The sequence below is a fragment of the Variovorax sp. MPBD4-3 genome (assembly GCF_058809745.1).
Map to the genome: position 1 here is coordinate 64,587 of NZ_JBXASW010000006.1, position 23,523 is coordinate 88,109.

Below are 23,523 nucleotides of genomic sequence, written 5' to 3' on the forward strand. Positions count from 1 at the left end.
GCTCGCGAGCGGGGCCCCGGAGAGACTTCCCGTCATCCAACAAGAGGCCCGACGATGCAAGCAACGCACCCACCCGCCGCGACATACGACGACACGGTCGTGCGGCAGTTCGCTCTCATGTCCGTGGTCTGGGGGGTGGTCGGCATGCTGGTCGGCGTGATCATCGCCTCCCAGCTGACATGGCCCGAACTCAACCTCGGCATTCCATGGCTCGGCTACGGGCGGCTGCGGCCGCTGCATACCAACGCGGTGATCTTCGCGTTCGGCGGCTGCGCGCTGATGGCCACGAGCCTCCACGTGGTGCAGCGCACCTGCCAGGTCCGGCTGTTCGCGCCCGCGCTCGCTTCCTTCGTGTTCTGGGGTTGGCAACTGGTGATCGTGGCGGCCGCCATCAGCCTGCCGCTGGGCTACACCCGAGGCAAGGAATACGCCGAGCTCGAATGGCCCATCGGCATCCTGATCGCCGTGGTCTGGGTGGCCTATGCGATCGTGTTCTTCGGCACCATCGGCAGGCGCAAGGTCCGCCACATCTACGTGGCCAACTGGTTCTACGGCGCGTTCATCATCGCGGTGGCGCTGCTGCACATCGTGAACGGCGCGGTGGTTCCCGCCGGCTGGATGAAGAGCTACTCGGCCTATGCGGGCGTGCAGGATGCGATGGTGCAGTGGTGGTACGGCCACAACGCCGTCGGCTTCTTCCTCACGGCCGGCTTCCTGGGGATGATGTACTACTACATCCCCAAGCAGGCGGGCCGCCCGGTGTATTCGTACCGGCTGTCCATCGTGCACTTCTGGGCGCTGATCTTCACCTACATGTGGGCGGGGCCCCACCACCTGCACTACACCGCGCTGCCCGACTGGACCCAGTCGCTGGGCATGGTGTTCTCGCTGATCCTGCTGGCGCCGAGCTGGGGCGGCATGATCAACGGCGTGATGACGCTCTCGGGCGCCTGGCACAAGCTGCGCACCGATCCGATCCTGCGCTTCCTGATCGTGGCGCTGTCGTTCTACGGCATGTCGACCTTCGAAGGGCCGATGATGTCCATCAAGACGGTCAACGCCCTGAGCCACTACACCGACTGGACCGTCGGCCATGTGCACTCCGGCGCGCTCGGCTGGGTGGGCTTCATCACCATGGGCTCGCTGTACTACCTGATCCCGCGCATGTACGGCCGCACCACCATGTACAGCGTGAAGGCCATCGAGGCGCATTTCTGGATCGCCACCATCGGCATCGTGCTGTACATCGCGGCCATGTGGATCGCCGGCGTGATGCAGGGCCTGATGTGGCGAGCCATCAACCCCGACGGCACGCTCACCTATACCTTCGTGGAGAGCGTGAAGGCCACCTTCCCGTTCTACGTGGTGCGCCTGATCGGCGGCCTGCTCTACCTGAGCGGGATGCTGGTGATGGCCTGGAACGTCTGGATGACCGTCATCTCGGGCTTCTCGGTGCGCGCCAGTGTTCCGCCCGCCATCGCCCACGCCTGAGGACATCCATGAACAACCCCAAGACACCCGCGTCCACCGGCTTCTCCCACGAGAAGATCGAGACCAACAACCTGTTGATGATCGTCCTGATCCTGGTGGTCGTGGCCATTGGCGGCCTCGTCGAGATCGTGCCGCTGTTCTTCCAGAAGTCCACCACCGAAGCGGTGCAGGGCGTCAAGCCGCTCACGCCGCTGCAGCTCGCCGGGCGCGACATCTACCTGCGCGAGGGTTGCTACAACTGCCACTCGCAGATGATCCGCCCCTTCCGCTCGGAGACGCTGCGCTATGGCCACTACTCCGTGGCCGGCGAGTTCGTCTACGACCACCCGTTCCAGTGGGGCAGCAAGCGCACCGGCCCCGACCTGCAGCGCGTGGGCGGCAAGTACAGCGACGAATGGCATCGCATCCACCTGAACAATCCGCGCGACCTCGTGCCCGAGTCGAACATGCCGGCCTATACATGGCTTGAAAAGAGCCTGGTCGACGCAGAGTCCCTGCCGGCCCACATGCGCGCGCTGCGCGTCGCCGGCGTGCCCTACACCGACGCGGAGATCGCCAAGGCCCGCGAAGAGGTCACGGGCAAGACCGAGATGGAGGCCACCGTGGCCTACCTGCAGTCGCTGGGCCTGGCGCTCAAGTAGGCAGGGAAGGAGCGAAACCATGATCGACATCACCACCTTGCGCGTCGCCGCCACCGTCGTCTGCTTCGTGCTTTTCATCGGCATCGTGATCTGGGCGTACTCGCGGCGCAATGCGCGCGACTTCCAGGAAGCGGCCCGCCTGCCGTTCGAGCAGGACTGAAGGAGACCCCACATGAGCGATTTCATCAGCCATTTCTGGTCGAACTACGTTGCCGTGGCGTCGCTGCTGAGCATCCTCGGCTGCGTGCTGCTGCTATGGCTGACGGCGCGAAAGCGCGTGCCGGCCAGCGCCGACAACACCACCGGCCATGTCTGGGACGAAGACCTGCGCGAAGCCAACAACCCTCTCCCCATGTGGTGGATCGGGCTGTTCGTGCTGACCATCGTTTTTTCTCTGGGCTATCTGGCTGTCTTCCCCGGCCTGGGGAGCTTCGGGGGGCGGTCCGGCTGGAGCTCGCGCAGCGCCTATGACGCCGAGGTCGCCCAGGCCACGCAGGCCCTCGCCCCGGTCTATGCCCGCTTCACGGCCATGCCTGTCGAGGAGGTGGCGCGCGACCCGCAGGCCAGGGGCATCGGCGAGCGCCTGTTCATGAACAACTGCGCCCAGTGCCATGGCTCCGATGCGCGCGGGAGCAAGGGATTTCCCAATCTCACCGACAAGGACTGGCTGCACGGCGGCACGCCCGACAAGATCGTCGAGACCATCACCAACGGGCGCATCGGCGTCATGCCGCCCATGGCCGCGGCGGTCGGGACGACGGAGGACGTGAAGAATCTGGCCAACTACGTGCTGAGCCTGTCGGGTGAGCCGCATGATTCGGTGCGCGCCGGCCTTGGCAAGTCGAAGTTCACGGCCTGCGCGGCCTGCCATGGGATCGGCGGCGTCGGCAACCAGGCGCTGGGGGCACCCAACCTCAGCGACAAGATCTGGCTGCATGGCTACGGCGAGGCCGCCATCATCCAGATGATCAACGAGGGCAAGCGCAACGAGATGCCGGCGCAGCAGGGCCGGCTCACCGAGGCACAGATCAAGCTGCTGGCCTCGTATGTGTGGGGCTTCTCGAACACGAACGCCACCTCCGCCGCCGCGCCCGCGGCGGCCGGACCCTGAGGCCGCGCGTCCATGCCGCGCAAGATCATTCCCATTGCCAGCGCGCCGGCAGCCGAGGAGGTCGGCCTCTACGAGGCTTCGAAGAAGATCTATCCCCGCACCGTGCGCGGCGTGTTCGCGCGCTGGCGCTGGGCCATGGTCTTCCTGACCCAGCTCGTGTTCTACGGCATGCCCTGGGTGGAGTGGGGCGGGCGGCAGGTGGTGCTGTTCGACCTGGCCGCGCGCCGCTTCTTCATCTTCGGCTTGGTGCTGTACCCGCAGGACCTGATCTATCTGTCGGGCCTGCTGGTCATCAGCGCGCTGTCGCTGTTCCTGTTCACCGCGGTGGCGGGCCGCCTGTGGTGCGGCTACGCCTGCCCGCAGACGGTCTACACAGAGATCTTCATGTGGGTGGAGCACAGGATCGAGGGCAACCGCACCGCGCGCATGCGGCTGGACGCCGAGCCGATGTCGCTCGAGAAGCTGGTGAAGAAGTGGGCCAAGCACATCATCTGGATCGGCATCGCGCTGTGGACCGGTTTCACCTTCGTGGGGTACTTCACGCCCATCCGCGAGCTGGGCATGGCCTTCCTGCAGACGCAGATGGGCTCCTGGGAAGTGTTCTGGGTCTTCTTCTACGGCCTGGCCACCTACGGCAACGCCGGCTTCATGCGCGAGCAGGTCTGCAAGTACATGTGCCCCTATGCGCGGTTCCAGAGCGCCATGTTCGACCGCGACACGCTCATCGTCACCTACGACCCCGCACGCGGCGAGCCGCGCGCGCCGCGCCGCAAGGGGCCGGACCCCCGCACGCTGGCGCTGGGCGACTGCATCGACTGCGGCCTGTGCGTCCAGGTATGCCCGACCGGCATCGACATCCGCGAAGGCCTGCAGTACGAATGCATCGGCTGCGGCCTGTGCGTGGATGCCTGCGACACCGTCATGACGAAGATGGGCTATGCGCCGCGGCTGATCCGCTACGACACGCACAACGGCATGGAAGGCCGCTGGAGCCGCCGCCAGCTGCTGCGCCGCGTGCTGCGCCCGCGCGTGCTGGTCTACGCGTCGATCCTCGCGCTGCTGGTGACCGGTTTGCTGGCCAGCCTCGTCACGCGCACGCCGCTGAAGGTGGACGTGGTGCGCGACCGCGCCTCGCTCGCGCGGATCGTGGAAGGCGGGCGCCTAGAGAACGTCTACCGGCTCCAGATCATGAACGCCACCGAGCAGCCGCAGCGCTACCGGATCGCCGCGCACGGCATCGAGGGCCTCAGTGTCTCGCCGGAAGAAGCGGTTGCGGTCGAGCCGGCCCAGTCGCGCTGGGTCGCGGTGCGTCTGCAGGTGCCTTACGGCGCAGCGCCGGCCGGCTCCCACACGGTGCACTTCGACATCCGGGAAGAGGGTGGCGCGGTGCAGGTCTCCGAAAAAGCGGTCTTCCTGGTGCCGCGCTGAAAGGTCGAGATGAACACGATGGCAACAACAACACCCGAACCCGCGGCGCTCGCATGGTGGCGCTACCCGATGGTCTGGATGGTGATCGCGGGGCCCGCGGTGGTGGTGGTCGCGGGCTTCGTGACGCTCTGGCTCGCGCTCTCCCGCCCCGAAGCACTGGTGTCCGAGGACTACTACCGCGAGGGCATCGAGATCAACAAGACGCTGGGCGACAAGAAACTCATGCCCGCGCTCGCAGGGCGAAACCATGCGCTCACGCCCGCCGAGGATGTGCCGCCGCCGTCGGGGAGGCCCGGGTCATGAACGGGTGGCGCCAGCTGGCGACCATCCTCTGGCCCTCCTTCCTGGTGGCTTGCGGCATGGAGGTGCTGGTGTTCGCGCTGTTCGATCCGCTCAACACCTTCTGCGGCGCCGATGCGCTGCGGATGTCCCGCCAGAGCCTGTACACGGCGGCGTTCTTCGTCTTCTGGCTGATGGCGGCGGCATCGAGCGCCTGCACCGTGCTGCTCGCCAGGCCGCCGGCGGCCGAGCGCCGAGGCGCGCCACCTCAAACATTTTCGGGATGAACATGTCCTCAGCAGCTGTCCTCGACGTTCCCGCGCCTGCCTTGCCGATCGAACTGCTGCGGCAGTTCGACGTTCCCGGGCCGCGCTACACCTCCTATCCCACCGCCGACCGTTTCGTAGAGGCCTTCGGCGAAGACGACTATCTGCAGGCCCTGCGCGAGCGACGCGACGCCGGCGCGCAAGCGGCGCCGCTGTCGCTCTACGTGCACATCCCGTTCTGCGAATCGCTGTGCTACTACTGCGCCTGCAACAAGGTCGTCACGCGCCACAAGGAGCGGGGACGCCAGTACCTGGCTTACCTGGCGCGCGAGATCGAGCTGCAGGCGGCGCAGCTGGGGCGCGGCGCGACCGTGAGCCAGCTGCACCTGGGCGGCGGCTCGCCGACCTTCCTGGACGACCAGGAACTGGCCGAGCTCGCCGCGCTGCTGCACCGCTCCTTTTGCTTCGAGCGCGGCGGCGAGCGGTCGATAGAGATCGATCCGCGCACCGTCGACGCGCAGCGGCTGTCGGACCTGGCAGCGCTGGGGTTCAACCGCCTGAGTTTCGGCGTGCAGGACTTCGACCCCGCGGTGCAGCAAGCCGTGCACCGCGTTCAGCCGGCGTCGCAGGTCTTCTCTCTGATGGCGGCCGCGCGTGCACTGGGGTTCGAGTCGATCAACGTGGACCTGATCTACGGGTTGCCGCGGCAGAACGATGCCTCCTTCGAACGCACGCTGTCGCAGATCCGCGAACTGCGGCCCGATCGCATCGCGCTGTACGCCTACGCGCACCTGCCGGAGCGCTTCAAGCCGCAGCGTCGCATCCTGGCCGAGGAACTGCCGGATGCGGCCGGGCGCGTGCGCATGCTCGCGCGAGCGATCGACGTGCTCACGGCAGCCGGCTACGTGTACATCGGCATGGATCATTTCGCGTTGCCAGACGATCCGCTTGCCGTCGCGAAGCGGCACGGAACGCTGCAGCGCGACTTCCAGGGCTACGGCACGCGGCCCGATGGCGACCTCATAGCGCTGGGCGTCTCCGCCATCGGACGCGTGGGGGCCACTTACAGCCAGAACGCCAAGACGCTCGACGAGTACTACGACCTTCTCGATCGGGGGCATCTGCCCGTGGTGCGCGGCCTCGTACTGTCGCGCGACGACTTGCTGCGCCGCGCGGTGATCATGGCGCTGATGTGCCGCGGCCGGGTCGACTTCGATGCCATGGGCGAGGCCCACGCCGTCGATTTCCGGCACTACTTCGCCACCGAATTCGCGGCGCTCGGGCCGTTGGTCGCCTGCGGCATGGTGCGGTTGAGCGATCACGACATCACGGTCACCGAGCAAGGCTGGTTCCTGGTGCGTGCCATCGCGATGGTGTTCGACCGCTACGCCCGCGCGAACCGCACGCGCTTTTCGCGCGTGGTCTGACCATGCAGGGCGCGCTCGCCGGTGCCGCGTTTGTCATGGGCCTTGCCGGCGGTCCGCACTGCGTGGCGATGTGCGGTGCGGCTTCGTCGGCGGTCATTCGCATCGTGCCGCTCGCGTCCACGGCGCAGCACGGCGCGATGGCGACGTTCGCGGCGCCCGGCGCTTTCCAACTGGGGCGCTTCGCGAGCTACGCTGCGGCAGGCGCCGTCGCCGCCGCCAGCGTCGACAGCCTCGCACTGGCCAGCACACAGGTTGCCGCGCTGCGGCCGTTGTGGGTGCTGCTGCATGTGTTCGTGTTCGCCTGGGGCGCGATGCTGGCCGCCACGGGCCGGCAGCCGCTGTGGGCACAGCGCATCGGCCGCTCGCTCGAAACGCGTCTTCGCTCGCATGCCGGCGGCACGTGGCTGGGCGTGCTTGCAACCGGGCTGCTGTGGGTGGCGCTGCCTTGCGGGCTGCTGTACTCGGCATTGATGCTGGCAGGCCTGGCCAACGGCGCCCTGGAGGGCGCAGCGCTGATGGCATTGTTTGCTGCCGGCAGCGGCATCTCGCTGCTGGTCGGGCCGTGGCTCTGGCAGCGTTTGCGGCTGGCTGGCGGCAGGACGCGCCAGGCCTGGGGCGCGAGGTTGGCTGGCGTGCTGCTGGCCGCAGTGGCTGTGCAGGCGCTGTGGTCGGACCTCGTTCGCCAAATCGAGGCCTGGTGCCGCTAACGCAGAGAGATGAATCAGACGCCCGCTTCGTCCTGAATCCGGAGGTCCGCCCAGCGGATGCAGCGAACCAAGACTGCATCGACGACTTCGAGCCGCGTGCGCTTCGTGTCCACGATCTGCAGGACGGCTTTGAGGACGGAATGCTCGAAGATCTCGGCCCTGCACACGACTGTCCGGCTATCGAAGCTCTGGTCAACGTTGAACACGAATTCGAACCGGTCCCGGTACTGTGGCGGCAGGATCAGCTTCATTGCCGCCTGCTTCCGCCAGGATTGCGGCAACCATGGTTTTCGACCGGTTCTTTCGGCCATCGAAAACTCGCGCCGGGGTTGACCCGCTGCGGGGGATCCATGTTCGATCCTTTCCACCGCAGCCGTCTTGCCCGAATGAGCCAGGCGATTGCCGCGCCAGGATGGAAAATGTATCGCTTTGTAGAAAATCTATCTACATACTTGCGATTTTTTTGCGCCCGCTACCGAAAACGCTTGGTGAATTCGCGCACGACGCCGATGACCCGCGCATTGCCGAGCGGCTTGATGGGATATCGGCTGTTCAACGGCTTGAGATACAGGTCTCCGCCGTCTTTCACGAGCTGCTTGAACGTGGTCTCGCTGGCATGGTTCACCGCGATGACATAGTCGCCGGGGAGGGCCTCCATCTCGGGTTCGACGATCAGGATGGATCCGGCGGGAAAGGAGTCGCCGCTTTCGCTGACCATGCTGTCGCCATGGACCCGCAGTGCGTAGGTGTGCCGCTTGACCGGCACGCTCACAGGGATGGCGTCGAATTGCGTCGTCGGCTTGAAGTTGTCGATGACGGTGTAGTTGCCCGCCTCGACCTCGGAGACCAGGGGAACTTCAGCACGCACGTCGACCCCTCGTGCGCCCGCCGACACACCCGAGACCAGTTCGGCGACGGAAATCCCAAGCAGCTTCGCCACGCGTGCCTGATTGGCCCGCTTCGGAGCTGTGCCGCCTTGCTTTTCCCATTGCTGTACTGCGCCACGGCTAACCCCCAGCGCATCAGCAAATTGCTGCTCGCTCATCTGGAGGCGCTTGCGTCCTTCGCGAATTAGTTGACGGCTATTCACAGCCCTAGGGTAGGCGCTGTTTGAGATAGAAAGAAAATCGATGATAGCTCTTCCATCACCTGGACAGGGGCTATCGGCGATGGTTCATGTGACCAGATGAGTCGTTCCGACTCTTGAGGCACTCCACCCATCCGACGCGGATAGTCTTGTGTCCACCAGACGAAATTTCTATCCTGGATTTAGTCGTTGCGCAGTCTTAGGATGAGTTCGCGCCGGCCCCCCAAAAAATCATTCGCTGCCGGCAGTTCTCGAGGGAATCCCATGCCAATGCCGTTGTTGCATCGTCTGGTCAGTGGCGCCGTGCGCGTCCGCTGACGGCCGTGTACCGCTATCTGCGCCTGGCAACCGTCAGCGAATTCGCTGCGGGCAGAACGCTCGGCGAGCGTGTGAGGGCCGCCTGCCTGGCCTCGCGTGCGTGGAAGTCCAACGGGTACGGGATCGCCTGGGTTCAGGACCGTGTCGACCGTCAGTTCCGGTATTTCGAGGCACTCGGGGAGTTCCGCATGTTCGCGCCCGGCGCGGTTTTCGTCGGAGCCCGCGTGACCTCCGTCGACGACACGAAGGCGCGCATTCGCTGGACGTCCGCTTTCTATCCCGGACCGCGTCATCGGCAAGTCGTCCGCGGGGGGCAGGGTGAATTGCTGCCGCTCGGTTTTCATGGACGCTTCGACCTGTACCTGCGGCGAGCGACCGAGATGCCGGTCGATGCGCATCAAGCCATCGGGGATGTTTCACCGAACGCCGAGAGCGACGTCATCGTCGTGCGATCGGATGAGGGCGAGACAACGACCTTCGACTTTCGACAAGCGGGCGGCATGCCTGCCGATGTTGTCGATGCGTTGCGCGAAGGCATGCTGCGCGCAAGGCTCCTGGCTGCCGGACCTTCGTAAGGGAACGGTTGGATTCATCGGGGATACGCAAGGGAAGTGAACCATGCAAAAGCAGACGATCCACAGTGCGACCATCACACTGAAACTGCCGCTCGACCTGAGCCTGCGCGATGAAATCGCGGCCTTGCGCGCCGCAGGCATTCCAGTCGACTCGCTGGGCAATGCGCAGTTCGGCTTCCTGTTCATCCGGACGGGAGGAAACTCGCAGAACCGGAAGAACACCTTTCGATGGTTCGCCTCCAGCATCCAGTAGTTTCGCGGGAGGCGCGGCGATGAGCCCGGCCTCAGTCTCCTGACCGGGCGGTCAAGGCATGACGCCTGTGCATGGCGGGCAATGGCGTTTCCTCTTCGATCGTCCCCGTGCTCAGGACCCTGCGCCCCCGAGGCGTGATCTCGAGCACGGTTGCCGGAGGCTGGCGCATGCAGTGATCGCAGTCCACATGCACGGGCGGGATCAGCACCCTGATATGGCCGGCGGCCTCGAGCACACGCAGCCTGTCGATCATCGCGGGATCGGCTTCGGTGCAGGGAAGCCGCACGCTGGCGAGCTTCCTCAGCAAGGCCATGCACATGAGCGTTTCTCCGCGCAGGGCTCAGTCGAGCGTGAGCCGAATGATGAGCAGCCGCAATGCCCACCACAGGATGGCCGCGCCCAGTGCAATGCACAGCGCAATGCGTAGCCAGAAGAAGAAGGCCATGGGAGTTTCTCGTTGAGCCAGATGAAGAAACATCTTGCGCGGTCGCACGGCCAAGCGCTTGAGATGGATCAATCTTCGCGCGCCGACGCGTGCCGTCCCCGGTGTCAGCCCATCAGCGTGCGAAGGCTGACCAACGCCACCTTCGGGTCGGCGATCCCGTGGTAGATGGCGGGCACCTCCGTGTCCAGGCCCATGAGCCCGTAGACACCGTGCATCGCGCCGCGCACCGAATACTCGACGGTGAAGACCACGTCCTCGGGAATTTCCACGTACTGGCCCAGCAAGGCGAAGTTGCGTGCGCCGGCGGGTATTACCGAAGGCCGGTCCGACGCGCTCCTGCATTCGAACTCGCTGGTGATGTAGGGCATCATCACCGGCACCACGGTCGTGGTGCGCCGGACTTCTTCGAGGATGTCCTCGAAGCCCAGGTGGTGCATGAGCTCCGTCAATATGTCCTGGCCGCCGGCTTGGGACATCGTCTTCTCGATGTAGTTGCCCTGCGTGTCCAGCAGCAGGCCGTAGCCCCACAAGGTGAAGACGCTTTCAGGCTGGTCCTCGAAATGCGGGGCGTGCGGCACCACGATCGACATCAGCCAGCTCGAGTCCTTGAAGGTCATGAGCCCGCCGGTGCCGGGGGCGTTGCCTGAGAAGGCCTGGATGCGCCGGATCAGCAGAGGGCTGTGCATCGTGAGGGTGAACGACTCCCACTTGCTCTCGTCGACATTGCCGCAGAAAACCTCGGGCCGGCCGAAGCACGGTGCCTTGCGCGCCATGTTCCGCCACAGGGTCCAGGCGCCGTCGCGCTGGTCGCGTACCAGCTCCGGTGCCTGGTGATCGTTGCCGTTGCGCGAGTCGGCCACCATCGACCCGATGGTGATCAAGGCGCACTCGTGCGCGCCCAGGCTGTAGGTGAACGGGCGTCCCTCCCGCAGGCAATGCAGCGTGTCGAGCCGCAGGCCCTGCGCGCCGGCGGTGAAGTCCGCATCGGACACGCGCGTTCCGTAGTCGAAGCGCACGCCGTGTTCCAGCAGCCACTTCACCATCGGGCGCACGATGGCGTCGTACTGGTTGAACTCGGTGCGCCGCACGCCGCCCAGCGTGTGGATGCGCGGCAGCTCCTGCAGGAAGCGCAGCATGTAGCGCTTGAGCTCGACCGCGCCGTGCCAGTTCTGGAACGCGAAGGTGGTGCGCCACATGGCCCAGAAATGGGTGTCCAGGAAGTGCGTGGAAAAGCACTCCTCGATGCGCTTCGTTCCCAGGGCGCGCTCGGGTGTGGCGAGCAGGCGCATGAGCTCCAGCCGGTCCTGGAAGTTGAAACCCAGGTCGCTGGCATCGAGTATGCGGCGGTTGCGGTCGATCAGCCGGGCATGCGCGTCGGAGCGCCACAGCGCGTTGAAGGCCAGGATCTCGTCGCGCACCGTGCGGTTCGGCGTGCCGGGCGAGGGAATGCTCTCCAGCACATTCCACAGGCAGGTGTAGGTCTCGTCGGTGAACATGCGCCCGCCGCGCGTCACGTAACCCTGGCGCGCATCGCCGCCGCCGTCGAGCGCGCCACCGGGCAGCGTGGACTCCTCGAGGATGCGGATGTGCGAGCCCGGCATGCCGGCATCGCGGATCAGCAGGACCGCAGCGGACAGCGCGCCGATGCCGCTACCCACGATGCAGGCTTGTTGGAAGGAGGTCATTTCGTCGTTCCTTTGGTGATACCGGCGGCGCCACGGCAAGCGCGATATCCGGATGCGGCTTCGAGGCCAAGCCGGGCACTCGCCCGAGGCTAGGCTGGAGTCCACGGTGCGGGTTTGCGCCCGATCAAGCATCACCGCGGTCACGCCTGAGCGCGCGGTTGATGCAGCGCAATGCCGCACCGCGAGCCACGGCCTAAGGTCTGCGCATCACAGGCCGCCGACCAAAGGAGCTTTCATGCAAACGCCCGGATCCATCCTGCTTCACCTCGACGGCTCCGCCCGCACGGTGGAGCGAATCAAGCTGGCGCGCCAGCTGGCCGAGACCTTCGATGCCGAGGTCACGGCCCGCCCGTGCACCCTGTCCGCGCTCATGCGCTATCCGTACGCCATCGAGGGTGCGGCCGAAGCCGTCGCGATCATGCAGGAGATCGACAAGGCGGCGCGCGACAAGATGCACGCCACGTTCATGGCCAACACTGCGGGCTCGCAGCGCCTTCATTGGGCGGAGCCCGAAAGCGATGGGCCCTGGGGGTTCGCGCGGCGCGCGCTCTATGCGGACCTGATGATCCTGGGCCAGCGCGACCGCGACGACCCGATGGACGGCGAGCTGCCCGGCGACTTCCTGCCCAGCGTGCTGGTGCAAAGCGGCCGGCCGGCGCTGGTGCTGCCCTATGCGGGGCCCGTCGGCCCCATCGGCCGCAACGTGCTGGTGGCATGGAAGGAGACCCGCGAAGCCGCGCGCGCGGTGACCGCGGCGCTGCCATGGCTGCGCACCGCAGCTCGCGTGCACGTGGTCACCTATGGCGAGGACGCCGAGGGCGCCATGCAGCGCCTGCAGGAGTACCTGCGGGCCCAGGGTGTCGCCAATGCCACCCTGCACCCGGGCGGCAACAAGGAGGACGACGCCGGCAACAAGCTGCTGTCCTTCGCGGCCGACCTGAGCGCGGACCTGCTGGTCATGGGCTGCTACGGCCACAGCCGGGCACGCGAATGGGTGATGGGCGGGGCGACGCTGTCGATCCTTCATTGGATGACGCTGCCGGTGCTGATGTCGCATTGAGCCGGACCCCATGCGCATCGATTTCCTCGGTGCCACCGGCACCGTCACGGGCTCGAAATACCTGCTGACGCATCAGGGCCGGCGCCTGCTGGTCGACTGCGGGCTCTTCCAGGGGCTCAAGCAATTGCGCCTGCGCAACTGGGAGCCGCTGGCCGTCGATGTGGCGAGCATCGATGCGGTGCTGCTGACGCATGCGCACATGGACCACAGCGGTTTCGTGCCGCGACTCGTCCAGCTCGGATTCAAGGGCAAGGTGTATGCCACGGCGGCCACGCGCGAACTCTGCGAACTGCTGTTGCCCGACTCGGGCCGGTTGCAGGAAGAGGAGGCCGCCTTTGCCAACCGCCACGGCCATTCGAAGCACAAGCCGGCGCTGCCGCTGTACACGGAGCAGGATGCGCGCACGGCGCTCAGGCGCCTCGAGGTTGTCCCCTTCGGCGCGGAATGCGCGCCTTGGCCTGGTTGGTCCTGGCGATTGCGCCGCGCGGGGCACATACTCGGCGCCGCCAGCGTACGGATCGGATGGGAAGGCGCAAGCTTGCTGTTCTCGGGCGACGTCGGGCGCACCGACGACCTGCTGATGCGCTCGCCCGAGGTCGCCGAACCGACCGACTACGTGGTGATCGAGTCGACCTACGGCAATCGCCGGCACCCCGAGGGCGACACCCTGACCACGCTCGCCGGCGTCATCAACAGGACGGCGGCGCGCGGCGGCATCGTGGTGGTGCCGGCCTTCGCCGTGGGCCGGGCCCAGACGCTGCTGTATGCGATTCAGCTGCTCAGGCAGGCGCGGCGCATTCCCGACATGCCCGTGTACCTGAACAGCCCCATGGCGGCGGACGCGACACGCCTGTACCAGCGCCACGCCGACGAGCACCGGCTGAGCGCACAGGAGTGCGCCGCCATGCAGCGGCAGACCATCATCGTCAATACCGAGGAGGAGTCCAGGCGACTGAACACGCTGGGCTTTCCTTCGATCATCGTGTCCGCCAGCGGCATGGCCACCGGCGGGCGGGTGCTGCATCACCTGAAGGCCTACGCGCCCGATGCGAGGAACACCATCCTGTTTGCAGGTTTCCAGGCCGCAGGCACGCGCGGTGCTTCCATGGTGGCGGGGGCCGACGCGGTCAAGATCCACGGTGCCTACGTGCCCGTGCGCGCGGAGGTTGCGAACATCGAGACGCTCTCGGCCCACGCCGACCGCGACCAGTTGCTCGACTGGCTCGATGTCCAGCGCGCGCCGCGCCGCGTGTTTGTCACCCACGGCGAGCCCGTGGCCGCCGACGCGCTGCGCCTGGCCATCGAGGAGCGGCACGGCTGGGCGTGCACCGTGCCCGACTACAGGGAGTCGCGGGAACTTTGAGAGCCGCCGTGCCGGCTCACGGCACCAGCACCGCCGCGCCCTCGATCCGCCCCGCGCGCAGATCGGCCAGGGCCTCGTTGGCCTGGGTGAGCGCATAGGTCTTCACGTGCACGCGCAGCGGGTGGGACCGGGCGAAATCCAGGAACTCGCGCGCATCGTCGCGCGTCAGGTTCGCCACGGAGGCCACGCTGCGCTCTTCCCAGAGCAAGCGGTAGGCGAAGGACGGGATGTCGCTCATGTGGATGCCGCCGCAGACGACCCGGCCGCCCTTGCGCACGGCACGCAAAGCGGCCGGCACGAGCTCGCCGGCAGGCGCGAACAGGATGGCCGCATCCAGCGGTTCGGGCGGGCGCTGGTCCGAGCCGCCAGACCATGCCGCACCCAGGCTGCGCGCAAAGGCCTGGGTGGCATGGTCGCCGGGCCGCGAGAAGGCGTACACCTCGCGCCCCTGGGCGACGGCCACCTGCGTCATGAGATGCGCGGCGGCGCCGAAACCGTAGAGGCCCAGCCGGCGCGCATGCGCGACCTCGCCCGCGGCCTTGAGGCTGCGCCAGCCGATCAGGCCCGCGCAAAGCAGGGGAGCGATGCGCGCTGCGTCGGTTTCAGGCAGCTCCAGCGGCAGGCAGAACGCCGCCTCCGCGATCACGTGGCTCGCGAAGCCGCCGTCGCGGTGGTAGCCGGTGAAGCGCGGCGCATCGCACAGGTTCTCGTGCGCGTCCAGGCAGAAGGCGCAGCAGCCGCAGCTGTGGCCCAGCCAGGGCACACCCACCCGCTCGCCGATGGCAAAGCCCTCGACGCCCGCTCCGAGCGCATCCACCACCCCGACGATTTCATGCCCCGGCACGATCGGCAGCACGGGCAGCGGCAATTCGCCGTCGACGATGTGCAGGTCGGTACGGCAGACCGCGCAGGCCAGCACGCGCAGGCGCAGTTCGCCGGGACCGGGCTGCGGAGTCGCGCGGCACTCCAGTTCGAGGGGAAGCCACGCCGCGCCGAGCACCATTGCACGCATGATGTTCAGGCGCTCACGAGCGCGACGCGCATGCTCAGGCGTCCACGAGCAGGTCGTTCACCACGACCGAGACGCCGGGCGTGGCCCACGCGGCGCCTTGCACCGCGTCGCGCTCGGCCCAGGAATGCACGACGCCGCGCAACGTGACCTGCGAACCGTCGACGCTGATGGAGAGCCGGCGGGCCTCGCGGTCGGCCTGGCGGGAAAGCGCGTCGTGGATCTTCTTTTCCACGTCGGCGGGGCTCAGCTTCGGCTTGACCTTCACGAGATTGGAAACGCCGGTCACGCCCATGAGGTCGCGCACCGCGGCTTCGGCGGCGCTGCGCTGGTAGCCCCACTCGACTTCGCCCTGGAGCGTGAGCCAGCCCTTTTCGACCATGGGGCGGATCCTGCCGTCCGGCACCAGCACGTTCCATTCGAGCGCGCGCTCGGCCGCCATGGCGATGTCGGCGTCGGTGCGCTCATTGCCGAACGGCAGCTTCACCGTCATTTCGACGGCCACCGCCTTCACGCCGTGCACGCGCTGCACGGCGCGCTCCGCGGCGTACTTCTCCGCATGGCTGGAGAGGTGGCCGGTGAGGGTCACCACGCCATCCTTGACGATCACGCCGATGTCGGACGCCTTGAAAGCCGGGTCCCAGCTCAGTTCGGCCTGGACATCGTCGCGCAATTGGGTATCGGTCTTCATGGGAATTCCTTGCGGTCAGTGGTTGGAAAGTCGGCGCGTCGCGCTGTCATCGAAACGGCCGTGCAATCCACTGTAGGAAGCAGCCCGCCCGGGTGCATTGCGCTGGATCAAGGCCGGCGCGGAATGCGCCAGGCGGCTCAGCCGATGTGCTCCAGCAGCAGGGCCTGCACCATGAAGCGCCGGTTGTCGGCCAGGGAGGTCCCGTCGCCGAGCAGTTCGGCAAGCCGGACGGCCGGATGGTCTTCCATGGCGGCGCCGTCGAACACCGGAATGCCCGCGTGCTCGCCGATCTGCCGCACCAGGGCCGGGTCCATGTCCTGGCACTCCACGGCCTCGTAGAGGCGCCCGAGCATGCGGGCGGTGTGCCGTACCTCCTGCGGCGGTGTGTCGAGCGACAGGCTCGAGCGCATCGTGGCAACGCGCGCTCCCAACCGCTCCGCGGCATCGCAGAACAGCGCCTGCGCCGCATCGCAGGGTGTTTCGTACAGCAGCCCCAGATTCTTGCCGCGCAGCGGTTTGGGCGTGGTTCCCTCCAACGCGGCGCGCTGCAGCATGCGCGCCCGGCACAGCAGGCTCGCCACGTCCAGCGGGGAAAGCTGGGGCCCGGCCTCGGGCTCGCGGAGTCGGTTCGGAAGGCGCATGGGAATGATCGGTATGTGACCCGTCGAGGCTAGTCAGACTGCTCGCACCGAACTTGATTCAGGTCAAGGCCGCGGCGCTGATACACGCCGGACACATTCGGTTCACCGAGCGTTACGCACCGATTCCGAACGTTGTCTCTGCATTGCCGTCGGCTTCCTAGCATCCATCCATCGAAAGACACGCGACAGACAACCCAGGAGTTCCAGATGCTCACGATCGCCACCAACGAGAAGACAGCAACGGCCATGACGGGCCAGCAGACGTCCGACAACCTCAGGCTGTTGGCCGAGCAGCTGAAGCCGCAGCGGCGTGTCGTGCATACGGGCGATGTGATCTACCAGGCCGGCGAGCGCTTCGGCAATCTCTACATCCTGAACTCGGGTTTCTTCAAGATCGTGAACCTCACGGCGGACGGCCGCGAACAGGTGGTCGGCCTGAAGTTCCGCGGCGACTGGCTTGGCTTCGACGGCATCGCCGATGGCAGCTATTCCTGCGACGCGGTGGCGATGGACACGGGCGAGATCTGGATGGTTTCCTACGAAGCACTGATGCGCGCCTGCGTCTCGCATCCTGCCTTGCTGCAGGTGCTGCACACCGCGATGAGCCGCGAGATCGCCCACGACCGCGATTCACTGATGTCGGTCTGCACACTGCCGGCCGATGCGCGCGTGGCCGACTTCCTGCGTTATTGGGCCGAATCGCTGGCCGAGCGCGGCATGCGCACCGACCAGATCACCTTGCGCATGACCCGCGCGGAGATCGGCAACTACCTGGGCATGACGCTGGAAACCGTGAGCCGGGCACTGTCGCGGCTGGCGCGCGACAACGTCATCGGCTTTGCCGAGAAGGGCCGCCGCGACGTGCAGATTCCAGACGTCGGGGCGCTGTCGGCCTTCGTGCAGCGCTGCCTGGCGCCGGCACCCGCGATGCTGCAATGAACGGGCGCAGCCGCCGCGCTCAGGCGCGGCCGGCCATCACCCTGCAAATCGCCCGCGCGAGTTCGGAACGCGTGTAGGGCTTGCGCAGCAACTCCCAATCCTGCGGGACGTCACGGTCCGCATCCAGCAACTCGGACGAAAAGCCCGACATCAGCAGCACCGCCATCTGTGGAAAGCGCTGTCGTGCCTCGGCGCCCAGCCGCGTGCCGCGCATGCCCGGGCCGAGCGCGATGTCGCTCAGGAGCAGGTCGAAGGCGACGCCGCCGGCGTCCATCGCCATGAGTGCCTGCTCGCCCGTGGCGGCCGTGGTGATTTCGCAGCCCAGCGTTGTCAGGAAGGTGTGCACCACGTTGCGGACCTCGGCGTCGTCCTCCACCAGCATCACGCGCAGGCCTGGCGCGATGGTCTCGTCGGGGCGCTCCTCATCCTCGACGCCGGGCGGGTCGGCCGCTTCGTGCAGCGGCAGATACAGCCTCACCGTCGTGCCCTGGCCCGGCTTGCTGTCGATGACGATTCCTCCCCTGGACTGCTTGACGAAGCCATAGACCGTGCTCAGGCCCAGGCCCGTGCCGCGTCCGGCCTCCTTGGTGGTGAAGAAGGGCTCGAAGGCGCGCTCCTTCACTTCTTCGTCCATGCCGGTGCCGTTGTCGGCGACGGATATCGCCAAGAAGCGGCCGTGGGCAGGGTTTTGCAAGTCGCTGTGAGCGCTGTGCAGGACGGCCGGCAGCGCATCGCACATCTCGGTACGGAACCGAAGCATGCCGCCTTCAGGCATGGCGTCGCGCGCATTGATCGCGATGTTCAGCAGCGCCGACTCCAGTTGTCCGGGGTCCGCAAGCACCGGCGGGCAGCCGGGGGCGGTATCGATCTCGATCCCGATGCGCTGATCGAGCGTGCGGCGCAGCATGTCGGCCAGCGAATGCAGCAACGCATGGGTGTCCACCGCCATCGGCTGCAGCACCTGCCGCCTGGAAAACGCCAGCAGCTTGCCCGTGAGTTCGGCGCCGCGCCGCGAGGCGCGCGTGGCGGCGTTCACCAATTGCTGCGCGTAGGCGTCCTGCGCCAGCGCGGGCAGTTCCCCCAGCACCTGCAGGTTGCCCTGGATCACGGTCAGCAGATTGTTGAAGTCGTGCGCGATGCCGCCGGTGAGCTGGCCGACGCTTTCGAGCCGCTGCGCATGGTTGAGTGCCTCCTCGGTCTGCACGCGCTGCAGGCTGGTGGCGAGCAGGCTGGACAGCGACTCCAGGAAGCGCAGCTCCTCGTCGCCGAAGCGCTTGGCCTCCTTCGAGCGCACCGACAGCATGCCGATCACTCGTCCCCGATCGGACAACGGCACCGCCAGCGCGCTGGTCAGGCCGGCGTCGAGGTAGGCCTGGGGCACCGCGAAGCGCTGCTCGGTGCGGTAGTCGGGCACCACGACAGGCCGGCCCTGTGAGAGCACGAAGCCAGGGGGCGTGTCGGGCCGGTTGGCCAGCCGCATCCCGACCTCCTCGCCGGCGATCAGGCCGACGCCGCTGGCCACGCGGAATTCAAGACGGTTGTTGTCGAGCAGCCAGACCACCGCCACTTCGACCTGCAGCGCCGTGGTGATGATCTCCGGCACATGCTTGAGCACCACCTGCAAGTCGCGCGTGTCGACGGCGAGGCGCCCCAGCTGGGCGAGATGCTCGCTGTACCGGGCGCGCTGCAGTGCCTGCTTCACGCGGGGATAGGCGCCGATGTCGCGGATGGCCGCCACCACGAAAGGCAGCCCGTGGTCCTGCAGCGGACTCAGCGCGATCTCGACCATGACCTCGCTGCCGTCCTTGCGTTTGGCCACCAGTTCCATGTGCGTGCCCATGGGACGCGGACGCGGGGCGCGGCCATACGCCTCACGGTAGGACGCATGTCGCGGACGGATGCTGTCGGGCACCAGCACGTCCACGTTCAGCCCGACCAGGTCGTCGACGGTGTAGCCCATCAGCGCCGCGGCCGAGGGGTTGGCCAGCATGATGTGGCCCGACTGGTCCACCAGCAGCAGCGAATCCGGATAGGCGATGAAAAGCGAACGGAACACGCTGCCTTCCTCGATGCCCGACGGCAGACCCGGGATGGGCAGCCGGCCGGGCCGCAAAGGCGGGGTGTTTCCGGAATCAGTCATTGGAAACGGGCGGTACCAGGATGTAGCCCGCGCCGCGCACCGACTTGATGAGCTGCGGGTCGTCCACGTCGGCCTCGATCTTCTTGCGCAGCCGGCCGACCTGAACGTCGATCGTGCGGTCGAAGGGAGCGGCCTCGCGGCCGCGTGTCTGCTCGAGCAGGAAATCGCGCGACAGCACGCGGCCGGGGTGCCGGGCAAAGGCGCACAGGAGATCGAACTCGCCGCCCGTGAGCGGCACCTCTTCGCCCTGCGGGCTGTGCAGGCTGCGCGCGGCGGTGTCCAGCCGCCAGCCGGCGAAGCGCAACCGGTCGGGGGAGGCGGTGGCGGCCGCGGCCGGCGCGGCGGGCGCATCCGGCGTCAGGCGCCGCAGCACCGCCTTGACCCGCGCGACCAGTTCGCGCAGGTCGAAGGGCTTGGTGACGTAGTCGTCCGCACCGACTTCCAGGCCCACGATCTTGTCCACGGCGTCGCCGCGGCCCGTGACGATGACGAGGCCGCACCGCCAGTTTTCGCGGATGCGGCGGGCAATGGAAAAGCCGTCTTCGCCGGGCAGGCCCAGGTCGAGCAGCACGAGGTCCGCCGGGTCCGTGCCCATGAGCGTCGTCAGCGAGCGGCCGTCGTGGACCTGGGTGACCCGGAAGCCGTGGCCTTGAAGGTAGTTGGCCAGCAGCAGCGTGATGTCGACTTCATCGTCGAGCACCGCGATGTGGGAGGCTTGTTTCATGCGATGGCAGGAGGGAAATGGAATGCGGATGCCGTGGGCATCCTGTATCGCTGGGAGCGTAGCACGCATGCCGCGCCGCGGCACCCCCGGGATGGGTACCTCAGATGGCCAGCCAGGCCCGCAGCGCCGCGCGGCTGCCCACGCCCGCGCGGTCGTAGGCGTTGCGCAGATGCACCCGCACCGTGGCCGGCGACAGGCCGAGCCGCAGGGCCACATCCTTGCTGGAATGCCCCGCGCAATACAGCCGCGCGATCTCGGCCTGCCGGGGCGTGAGGGTGGCGACGCCGTCGCGCGAGGGGCGACGGCGCAAGGCGACGCGCAGGCCGCTGTCGTCGCGGCCGACCTCGATCGACCAGCCGGCGGCCTCCAGCCGCCGCAGCGCCCCGCGCCTGCCCGACAGCCAGGCATCGGGCAGGCGCGGCGAGGTCGCGCCCGCCAGTTCCGCGAGCGCAGGCCAGGCTGCGCAGAAGGCGCGGTTGGCGAACAGCACCCAGCCCTGCGAGTCGGTGAGGGCCAGCGGCTGCGCCTCCTCGTCCAGGCCCTGGCGGGCATGCGCGTACAGCCGGTTGACCAGCATGGCCTCGCGGATCTGCGGTGTGAGTGCGGTCAGCGCGCGCGCATCGCGCTCGGTGTGCGCCGGTGAACCCGGGCCACGGTTGAGGTAGAGGTGCACGAAGGTGTCGCTGCCCTCGAAGGGAATCGCCACGCCCATCTGGTGGACGATGCCGTGGCGCGACAGGAATTCGCGCCATGCCGGCGGCGTCTGCTTCCAGCGCGGGTCGTCGTCGTTGGCGAATGCGGCCTGCTCAGGCTGCGCGCGCATGGCGAAGGTGATGAAGTCCAGCTCCGCACCGTTGATGCGGTTCCATTGCTCGCTCATCGCGGCCAGGTCGTAGCCGATGCCCACCGACGAGACGAAGCTGCGCGGATGCCAGGTGTTGATGGCGCCATGGTCGGCACGGAATTCATCCAGCAGGCGGCGCAGCAGCTCATGCTGGAAGCGTTCGCTGCCGGTGGTGCGGGCCAGCCGCAGCAGCGGCAGCGGCTCGGCGCCGGAAGAGGTCAGGGCGGCTGGATCGGAGGGTGACGTCCGTGGAGGCATGGCGCGCGGGCTGTGCACAAGGGCCGGGCAGGGGCCGGGCAGGCGGGGGCGCCGCAGGCTACCACAAAGCGTGGTAGGGGCCAGGCGCTTCGCGCACGCAGCATCGCCGTGTTGGCCCACGGAGCCGCTTCAGCGAGGAGAAACCATCATGCAACGTCATCCATCACCGCGCCTGCTGACTGCGGCCTCGGCGCTATGCGCGCTGCACCTTTGCACGCCGCACGCGCAGGCGCAGGTGCTCAATCCCAACGTGTGCCCGGGCGGCACGCTCTACAGCAGCCGCGACGAAGGCGCCTACTCCGGCTTCAGCACGGCCCGCGATGTGGTGCAGGCCGACTGCCAGAGCAACATCGCCGGCGGCGCCGAGTCGCAGGCCGGCATCGACCTGACGTCGGGCAACACGGCGATCGGGCGATCGGCCACGGCCAGCGGCGGCTCGGCTTCGGCCTACGGGCTCCGTGCCCAGGCGGCGGCCAACGGCGCCACTGCGATAGGCCTCTCCAGCAAAGCCAGCGCGAATTCGGCCACCGCGATCGGCTCCTTCACCGAGGCCAGTGCCGGCTCGGCCCTGGCGGTGGGCAACGTCGCCAAGGCCAGCGGGGAGTCATCGGTCGCCCTGGGCTACCGCAGCGCGGCGTCGGCCGTGGAGGCGGTGTCGATCGGCGCGGACAGCGCGGCCAGCGCGGAGAGGGCGGTCGCGGTGGGCAACGACAGCCAGGCGAGCGGCGTGCGCGCCAGCGCCTTGGGCGTCAACAGCAAGGCCCGCGACGAACGCAGCGTGGCCGTCGGCGCCGACAGCGATGCCAGCGGCTACGGCAGCGCGGTGCTGGGTTCGGCGGCGCGCGCGTCCGGCTACGGCGCCCTGGCGCTGGGCTATGCCAGCTTCGCCAATGCCGACGGCGCGCTGGCGATGGGCCGCAGTGCATTGGCCAGCGGCCTGGGTTCCATGGCCCTGGGGGCGCTCAGCGAGGCGCGGGGGCAGAACTCGGTGGCCATCGGCGCCCAGAGCAGCGACGGCGGCCGCAGCGACGTGGTGTCGTTCGGCAGCCCGGGCAGCGGGCGCACGCTGACCAACGTCGCGGGCGTCGAGGCCAGCGGCCAGGTCAGCGCCGGCTCGCTGTCCGTCGGTGGGGGCGCGGTGGTGAGCGGGCGGCTGGTCACCCAGGGCGGCATCGACAACCGCGGCGCCGGCATCGCCAATGCAGGGCGCATCGGCGGCGTCACCGCGGGCGATGTCAGCGCCACATCCACCGATGCCGTCAACGGCGCTCAGCTCCATGGCGTGCGCACCACTGCCGAACAGGCCCTGACCCTCGCGACCACGCAGGGCTCGCAGGTGATCGACATGACGCAGCAGCTGCAGGCGCACACCACGCAGATCCAGGCGCAGTCGGTGCAGCTGCAGGCAGTGGTGAACGGCCAGCTGGGCGTGTGCACCGTGGACGGTGGCGCGCTGCGCTGTTCGGTGGCCGGGCAGGCCGCTGCCACCGCCACCGGGATGGGCGCCGTCGCGGTGGGCATCGGTGCCTCGGCGCAGGGCGACGGGGCGCAGGCGATCGGAAGCAATGCGCAGGCGCTCCATGCGGGTTCGCTGGCCATCGGCGACGGCGCGCGGGCGCTGGCCGACCCGACCGTCGCCATCGGCGCGGGTTCGCTGGCCAACGGGGTCAACGCGGTGGCGCTGGGCGCGAACGCGCAGGCACTGGCGCCCGAGTCGGTAGCGCTCGGCCAGGGCTCGGTGGCCGACCGGCCCTCCACGGTAAGCGTGGGCAGCGCGGGCGCGCCGCGCCAGGTCGCCAACGTGGCCCCGGGCACCCTGCCCACGGACGCCGTCAACCTCTCGCAGCTGGAACGCTCGAGCGCACAGCTCGGCGCCCAGGTGCAGTCCGTGCGCGAGTTCGCGGCGCGCGGCATCGCGCAGGCCATGGCCATGCCCTCGGTGCCGATGCTGCAGGCCGGCCGCCGGTGGGTGGGTGCGGCGGCTGCGAACTACGCGGGCCAGAGCGCGGTCGGTGTGGGCTTTGCGTACCAGTTCGACGAGCACTGGCAGATCGGCGGTGGCCTGTCCGTCGCCACCGGCTCCGGCGCGCAGGTCGGAGGACGGGTGCAAGCCGGCTATCAGTGGTAGCACTGGCGGGCCG

General features: G+C 67.9%; 25 protein-coding genes. 15 read left to right on the forward strand and 10 right to left on the reverse strand.

Annotated elements, in window-relative coordinates; all coding sequences use genetic code 11:
• Positions 1-54 precede the first annotated feature (54 nt).
• From ccoN to AC1RVW_RS05280, 9 genes are read left to right on the forward strand one after another with little or no spacing between them, the layout of a single operon-like run.
• The gene (gene ccoN / locus AC1RVW_RS05240) at positions 55-1,491 is read left to right on the forward strand and encodes a cytochrome-c oxidase, cbb3-type subunit I (RefSeq protein WP_493198431.1); all 1,437 of its coding nucleotides are present in this window, start codon (positions 55-57) and stop codon (positions 1,489-1,491) included.
• 8 nt (positions 1,492-1,499) lie between these two features.
• Positions 1,500-2,132, forward strand: coding sequence for a cytochrome-c oxidase, cbb3-type subunit II (gene ccoO, locus AC1RVW_RS05245; protein WP_106938439.1), 633 nt, complete (start codon positions 1,500-1,502; stop codon positions 2,130-2,132).
• A 19-nt stretch (positions 2,133-2,151) separates the two neighbouring features.
• On the forward strand, positions 2,152-2,292 hold the full coding sequence (locus AC1RVW_RS05250) for a cbb3-type cytochrome oxidase subunit 3 (RefSeq protein ID WP_081267746.1): 141 nt from the start codon (positions 2,152-2,154) through the stop codon (positions 2,290-2,292).
• A 12-nt stretch (positions 2,293-2,304) separates the two neighbouring features.
• A complete protein-coding gene (ccoP, locus tag AC1RVW_RS05255; RefSeq protein ID WP_106938438.1) occupies positions 2,305-3,243 on the forward strand; it encodes a cytochrome-c oxidase, cbb3-type subunit III in 939 nt (312 codons plus the stop codon).
• Between the two features lie 12 nt (positions 3,244-3,255).
• Positions 3,256-4,671 (forward strand): cytochrome c oxidase accessory protein CcoG, encoded by a 1,416-nt coding sequence (gene ccoG, locus AC1RVW_RS05260; protein ID WP_493198434.1) that lies wholly within the window; start codon positions 3,256-3,258, stop codon positions 4,669-4,671.
• Between the two features lie 18 nt (positions 4,672-4,689).
• A complete protein-coding gene (locus AC1RVW_RS05265) occupies positions 4,690-4,974 on the forward strand; it encodes a FixH family protein (RefSeq protein ID WP_442805205.1) in 285 nt (94 codons plus the stop codon).
• Positions 4,971-5,237, forward strand: coding sequence for a hypothetical protein (locus tag AC1RVW_RS05270; RefSeq protein WP_081267742.1), 267 nt, complete (start codon positions 4,971-4,973; stop codon positions 5,235-5,237). Before AC1RVW_RS05265 ends, AC1RVW_RS05270 begins: the two co-directional genes overlap by 4 nt.
• Positions 5,234-6,643 carry an oxygen-independent coproporphyrinogen III oxidase gene (gene hemN / locus AC1RVW_RS05275; protein WP_493198437.1) on the forward strand — a complete coding sequence of 470 codons (1,410 nt, stop codon included), beginning with the start codon at positions 5,234-5,236 and terminating at the stop codon, positions 6,641-6,643. Before AC1RVW_RS05270 ends, hemN begins: the two co-directional genes overlap by 4 nt.
• A gap of 2 nt (positions 6,644-6,645) precedes the next feature.
• A complete protein-coding gene (locus AC1RVW_RS05280; protein ID WP_493198439.1) occupies positions 6,646-7,350 on the forward strand; it encodes a sulfite exporter TauE/SafE family protein in 705 nt (234 codons plus the stop codon).
• A 14-nt stretch (positions 7,351-7,364) separates the two neighbouring features.
• On the opposite strand, the gene AC1RVW_RS05285 is transcribed toward AC1RVW_RS05280, so the two are convergent.
• Positions 7,365-7,601, reverse strand: a complete 237-nt coding sequence (locus tag AC1RVW_RS05285; RefSeq protein WP_106938434.1) for a hypothetical protein — start codon at positions 7,599-7,601, stop codon at positions 7,365-7,367.
• A gap of 221 nt (positions 7,602-7,822) precedes the next feature.
• Positions 7,823-8,440 carry a LexA family protein gene (locus tag AC1RVW_RS05290; RefSeq protein WP_493198441.1) on the reverse strand — a complete coding sequence of 206 codons (618 nt, stop codon included), beginning with the start codon at positions 8,438-8,440 and terminating at the stop codon, positions 7,823-7,825.
• 320 nt (positions 8,441-8,760) lie between these two features.
• Here AC1RVW_RS05290 and AC1RVW_RS05295 point away from each other — a divergent pair, with 320 nt between their 5' ends.
• Together AC1RVW_RS05295 and AC1RVW_RS05300 are read left to right on the forward strand one after the other, a co-directional pair.
• The gene (locus AC1RVW_RS05295) at positions 8,761-9,330 is read left to right on the forward strand and encodes a hypothetical protein (protein WP_493198442.1); all 570 of its coding nucleotides are present in this window, start codon (positions 8,761-8,763) and stop codon (positions 9,328-9,330) included.
• Between the two features lie 43 nt (positions 9,331-9,373).
• On the forward strand, positions 9,374-9,583 hold the full coding sequence (locus AC1RVW_RS05300) for a hypothetical protein (protein ID WP_081267737.1): 210 nt from the start codon (positions 9,374-9,376) through the stop codon (positions 9,581-9,583).
• Between the two features lie 31 nt (positions 9,584-9,614).
• Here AC1RVW_RS05300 and AC1RVW_RS05305 read toward each other — a convergent pair whose 3' ends face one another.
• Both AC1RVW_RS05305 and AC1RVW_RS05310 read right to left on the reverse strand, forming a co-directional pair.
• Positions 9,615-9,896, reverse strand: coding sequence for a hypothetical protein (locus tag AC1RVW_RS05305; protein ID WP_493198444.1), 282 nt, complete (start codon positions 9,894-9,896; stop codon positions 9,615-9,617).
• 236 nt (positions 9,897-10,132) lie between these two features.
• Positions 10,133-11,752, reverse strand: coding sequence for an oleate hydratase (locus tag AC1RVW_RS05310; protein WP_493198445.1), 1,620 nt, complete (start codon positions 11,750-11,752; stop codon positions 10,133-10,135).
• A 196-nt stretch (positions 11,753-11,948) separates the two neighbouring features.
• Between AC1RVW_RS05310 and AC1RVW_RS05315 the strand changes: the two genes are divergently transcribed.
• Both AC1RVW_RS05315 and AC1RVW_RS05320 read left to right on the forward strand, forming a co-directional pair.
• Complete coding sequence (locus AC1RVW_RS05315) at positions 11,949-12,773, forward strand: universal stress protein (protein WP_493198447.1); 825 nt, start codon at positions 11,949-11,951, stop codon at positions 12,771-12,773.
• Positions 12,774-12,783: 10 nt separating this feature from the next.
• Positions 12,784-14,136 carry an MBL fold metallo-hydrolase RNA specificity domain-containing protein gene (locus tag AC1RVW_RS05320; RefSeq protein ID WP_493198449.1) on the forward strand — a complete coding sequence of 451 codons (1,353 nt, stop codon included), beginning with the start codon at positions 12,784-12,786 and terminating at the stop codon, positions 14,134-14,136.
• A 16-nt stretch (positions 14,137-14,152) separates the two neighbouring features.
• On the opposite strand, the gene AC1RVW_RS05325 is transcribed toward AC1RVW_RS05320, so the two are convergent.
• From AC1RVW_RS05325 to AC1RVW_RS05335, 3 genes are all read right to left on the reverse strand, one after another.
• Complete coding sequence (locus AC1RVW_RS05325) at positions 14,153-15,148, reverse strand: zinc-dependent alcohol dehydrogenase family protein (RefSeq protein ID WP_493198451.1); 996 nt, start codon at positions 15,146-15,148, stop codon at positions 14,153-14,155.
• A 34-nt stretch (positions 15,149-15,182) separates the two neighbouring features.
• On the reverse strand, positions 15,183-15,836 hold the full coding sequence (locus AC1RVW_RS05330) for a BON domain-containing protein (RefSeq protein ID WP_493198453.1): 654 nt from the start codon (positions 15,834-15,836) through the stop codon (positions 15,183-15,185).
• Positions 15,837-15,973: 137 nt separating this feature from the next.
• Positions 15,974-16,477: a Rossmann-fold NAD(P)-binding domain-containing protein gene (locus AC1RVW_RS05335; protein WP_493198455.1), complete on the reverse strand. Its 504-nt coding sequence runs from the start codon at positions 16,475-16,477 to the stop codon at positions 15,974-15,976.
• Between the two features lie 207 nt (positions 16,478-16,684).
• Here AC1RVW_RS05335 and AC1RVW_RS05340 point away from each other — a divergent pair, with 207 nt between their 5' ends.
• Positions 16,685-17,416, forward strand: a complete 732-nt coding sequence (locus tag AC1RVW_RS05340) for a Crp/Fnr family transcriptional regulator (RefSeq protein ID WP_081267730.1) — start codon at positions 16,685-16,687, stop codon at positions 17,414-17,416.
• Positions 17,417-17,435: 19 nt separating this feature from the next.
• Here the strand turns inward: AC1RVW_RS05340 and AC1RVW_RS05345 are convergent, their stop codons facing one another.
• The 3 genes from AC1RVW_RS05345 to AC1RVW_RS05355 form a co-directional block, all read right to left on the reverse strand.
• Positions 17,436-19,556 (reverse strand): PAS domain S-box protein, encoded by a 2,121-nt coding sequence (locus AC1RVW_RS05345; protein WP_493198457.1) that lies wholly within the window; start codon positions 19,554-19,556, stop codon positions 17,436-17,438.
• Complete coding sequence (locus AC1RVW_RS05350; RefSeq protein ID WP_081267728.1) at positions 19,549-20,280, reverse strand: winged helix-turn-helix domain-containing protein; 732 nt, start codon at positions 20,278-20,280, stop codon at positions 19,549-19,551. The genes AC1RVW_RS05345 and AC1RVW_RS05350 overlap by 8 nt, the downstream gene beginning before the upstream one ends.
• A gap of 100 nt (positions 20,281-20,380) precedes the next feature.
• A complete protein-coding gene (locus AC1RVW_RS05355; protein WP_155742475.1) occupies positions 20,381-21,382 on the reverse strand; it encodes a helix-turn-helix transcriptional regulator in 1,002 nt (333 codons plus the stop codon).
• Between the two features lie 148 nt (positions 21,383-21,530).
• Here AC1RVW_RS05355 and AC1RVW_RS05360 point away from each other — a divergent pair, with 148 nt between their 5' ends.
• The gene (locus tag AC1RVW_RS05360; RefSeq protein WP_493198460.1) at positions 21,531-23,510 is read left to right on the forward strand and encodes a YadA family autotransporter adhesin; all 1,980 of its coding nucleotides are present in this window, start codon (positions 21,531-21,533) and stop codon (positions 23,508-23,510) included.
• The last annotated feature ends 13 nt before the right edge of the window (positions 23,511-23,523 follow it).

Excerpts from the sequence above, each read along its gene's own strand:
- AC1RVW_RS05305 (WP_493198444.1), bottom strand. The coding sequence starts at position 9,896 with ATGGCCTTGCTGAGGAAGCTCGCCAGCGTGCGGCTTCCCTGCACCGAA.
- ccoO (WP_106938439.1), top strand. The coding sequence starts at position 1,500 with ATGAACAACCCCAAGACACCCGCGTCCACCGGCTTCTCCCACGAGAAG.
- AC1RVW_RS05300 (WP_081267737.1), top strand. The coding sequence starts at position 9,374 with ATGCAAAAGCAGACGATCCACAGTGCGACCATCACACTGAAACTGCCG.
- AC1RVW_RS05270 (WP_081267742.1), top strand. The coding sequence starts at position 4,971 with ATGAACGGGTGGCGCCAGCTGGCGACCATCCTCTGGCCCTCCTTCCTG.
- AC1RVW_RS05340 (WP_081267730.1), top strand. The coding sequence starts at position 16,685 with ATGCTCACGATCGCCACCAACGAGAAGACAGCAACGGCCATGACGGGC.
- ccoG (WP_493198434.1), top strand. The coding sequence starts at position 3,256 with ATGCCGCGCAAGATCATTCCCATTGCCAGCGCGCCGGCAGCCGAGGAG.
- ccoP (WP_106938438.1), top strand. The coding sequence starts at position 2,305 with ATGAGCGATTTCATCAGCCATTTCTGGTCGAACTACGTTGCCGTGGCG.
- AC1RVW_RS05285 (WP_106938434.1), bottom strand. The coding sequence starts at position 7,601 with ATGAAGCTGATCCTGCCGCCACAGTACCGGGACCGGTTCGAATTCGTG.
- AC1RVW_RS05360 (WP_493198460.1), top strand. The coding sequence starts at position 21,531 with ATGCAACGTCATCCATCACCGCGCCTGCTGACTGCGGCCTCGGCGCTA.
- ccoN (WP_493198431.1), top strand. The coding sequence starts at position 55 with ATGCAAGCAACGCACCCACCCGCCGCGACATACGACGACACGGTCGTG.
- AC1RVW_RS05265 (WP_442805205.1), top strand. The coding sequence starts at position 4,690 with ATGGCAACAACAACACCCGAACCCGCGGCGCTCGCATGGTGGCGCTAC.
- AC1RVW_RS05280 (WP_493198439.1), top strand. The coding sequence starts at position 6,646 with ATGCAGGGCGCGCTCGCCGGTGCCGCGTTTGTCATGGGCCTTGCCGGC.
- hemN (WP_493198437.1), top strand. The coding sequence starts at position 5,234 with ATGAACATGTCCTCAGCAGCTGTCCTCGACGTTCCCGCGCCTGCCTTG.
- AC1RVW_RS05250 (WP_081267746.1), top strand. The coding sequence starts at position 2,152 with ATGATCGACATCACCACCTTGCGCGTCGCCGCCACCGTCGTCTGCTTC.
- AC1RVW_RS05335 (WP_493198455.1), bottom strand. The coding sequence starts at position 16,477 with ATGCGCCTTCCGAACCGACTCCGCGAGCCCGAGGCCGGGCCCCAGCTT.
- AC1RVW_RS05345 (WP_493198457.1), bottom strand. The coding sequence starts at position 19,556 with ATGACTGATTCCGGAAACACCCCGCCTTTGCGGCCCGGCCGGCTGCCC.
- AC1RVW_RS05330 (WP_493198453.1), bottom strand. The coding sequence starts at position 15,836 with ATGAAGACCGATACCCAATTGCGCGACGATGTCCAGGCCGAACTGAGC.
- AC1RVW_RS05355 (WP_155742475.1), bottom strand. The coding sequence starts at position 21,382 with ATGCCTCCACGGACGTCACCCTCCGATCCAGCCGCCCTGACCTCTTCC.
- AC1RVW_RS05315 (WP_493198447.1), top strand. The coding sequence starts at position 11,949 with ATGCAAACGCCCGGATCCATCCTGCTTCACCTCGACGGCTCCGCCCGC.
- AC1RVW_RS05320 (WP_493198449.1), top strand. The coding sequence starts at position 12,784 with ATGCGCATCGATTTCCTCGGTGCCACCGGCACCGTCACGGGCTCGAAA.
- AC1RVW_RS05325 (WP_493198451.1), bottom strand. The coding sequence starts at position 15,148 with ATGCGTGCAATGGTGCTCGGCGCGGCGTGGCTTCCCCTCGAACTGGAG.
- AC1RVW_RS05350 (WP_081267728.1), bottom strand. The coding sequence starts at position 20,280 with ATGAAACAAGCCTCCCACATCGCGGTGCTCGACGATGAAGTCGACATC.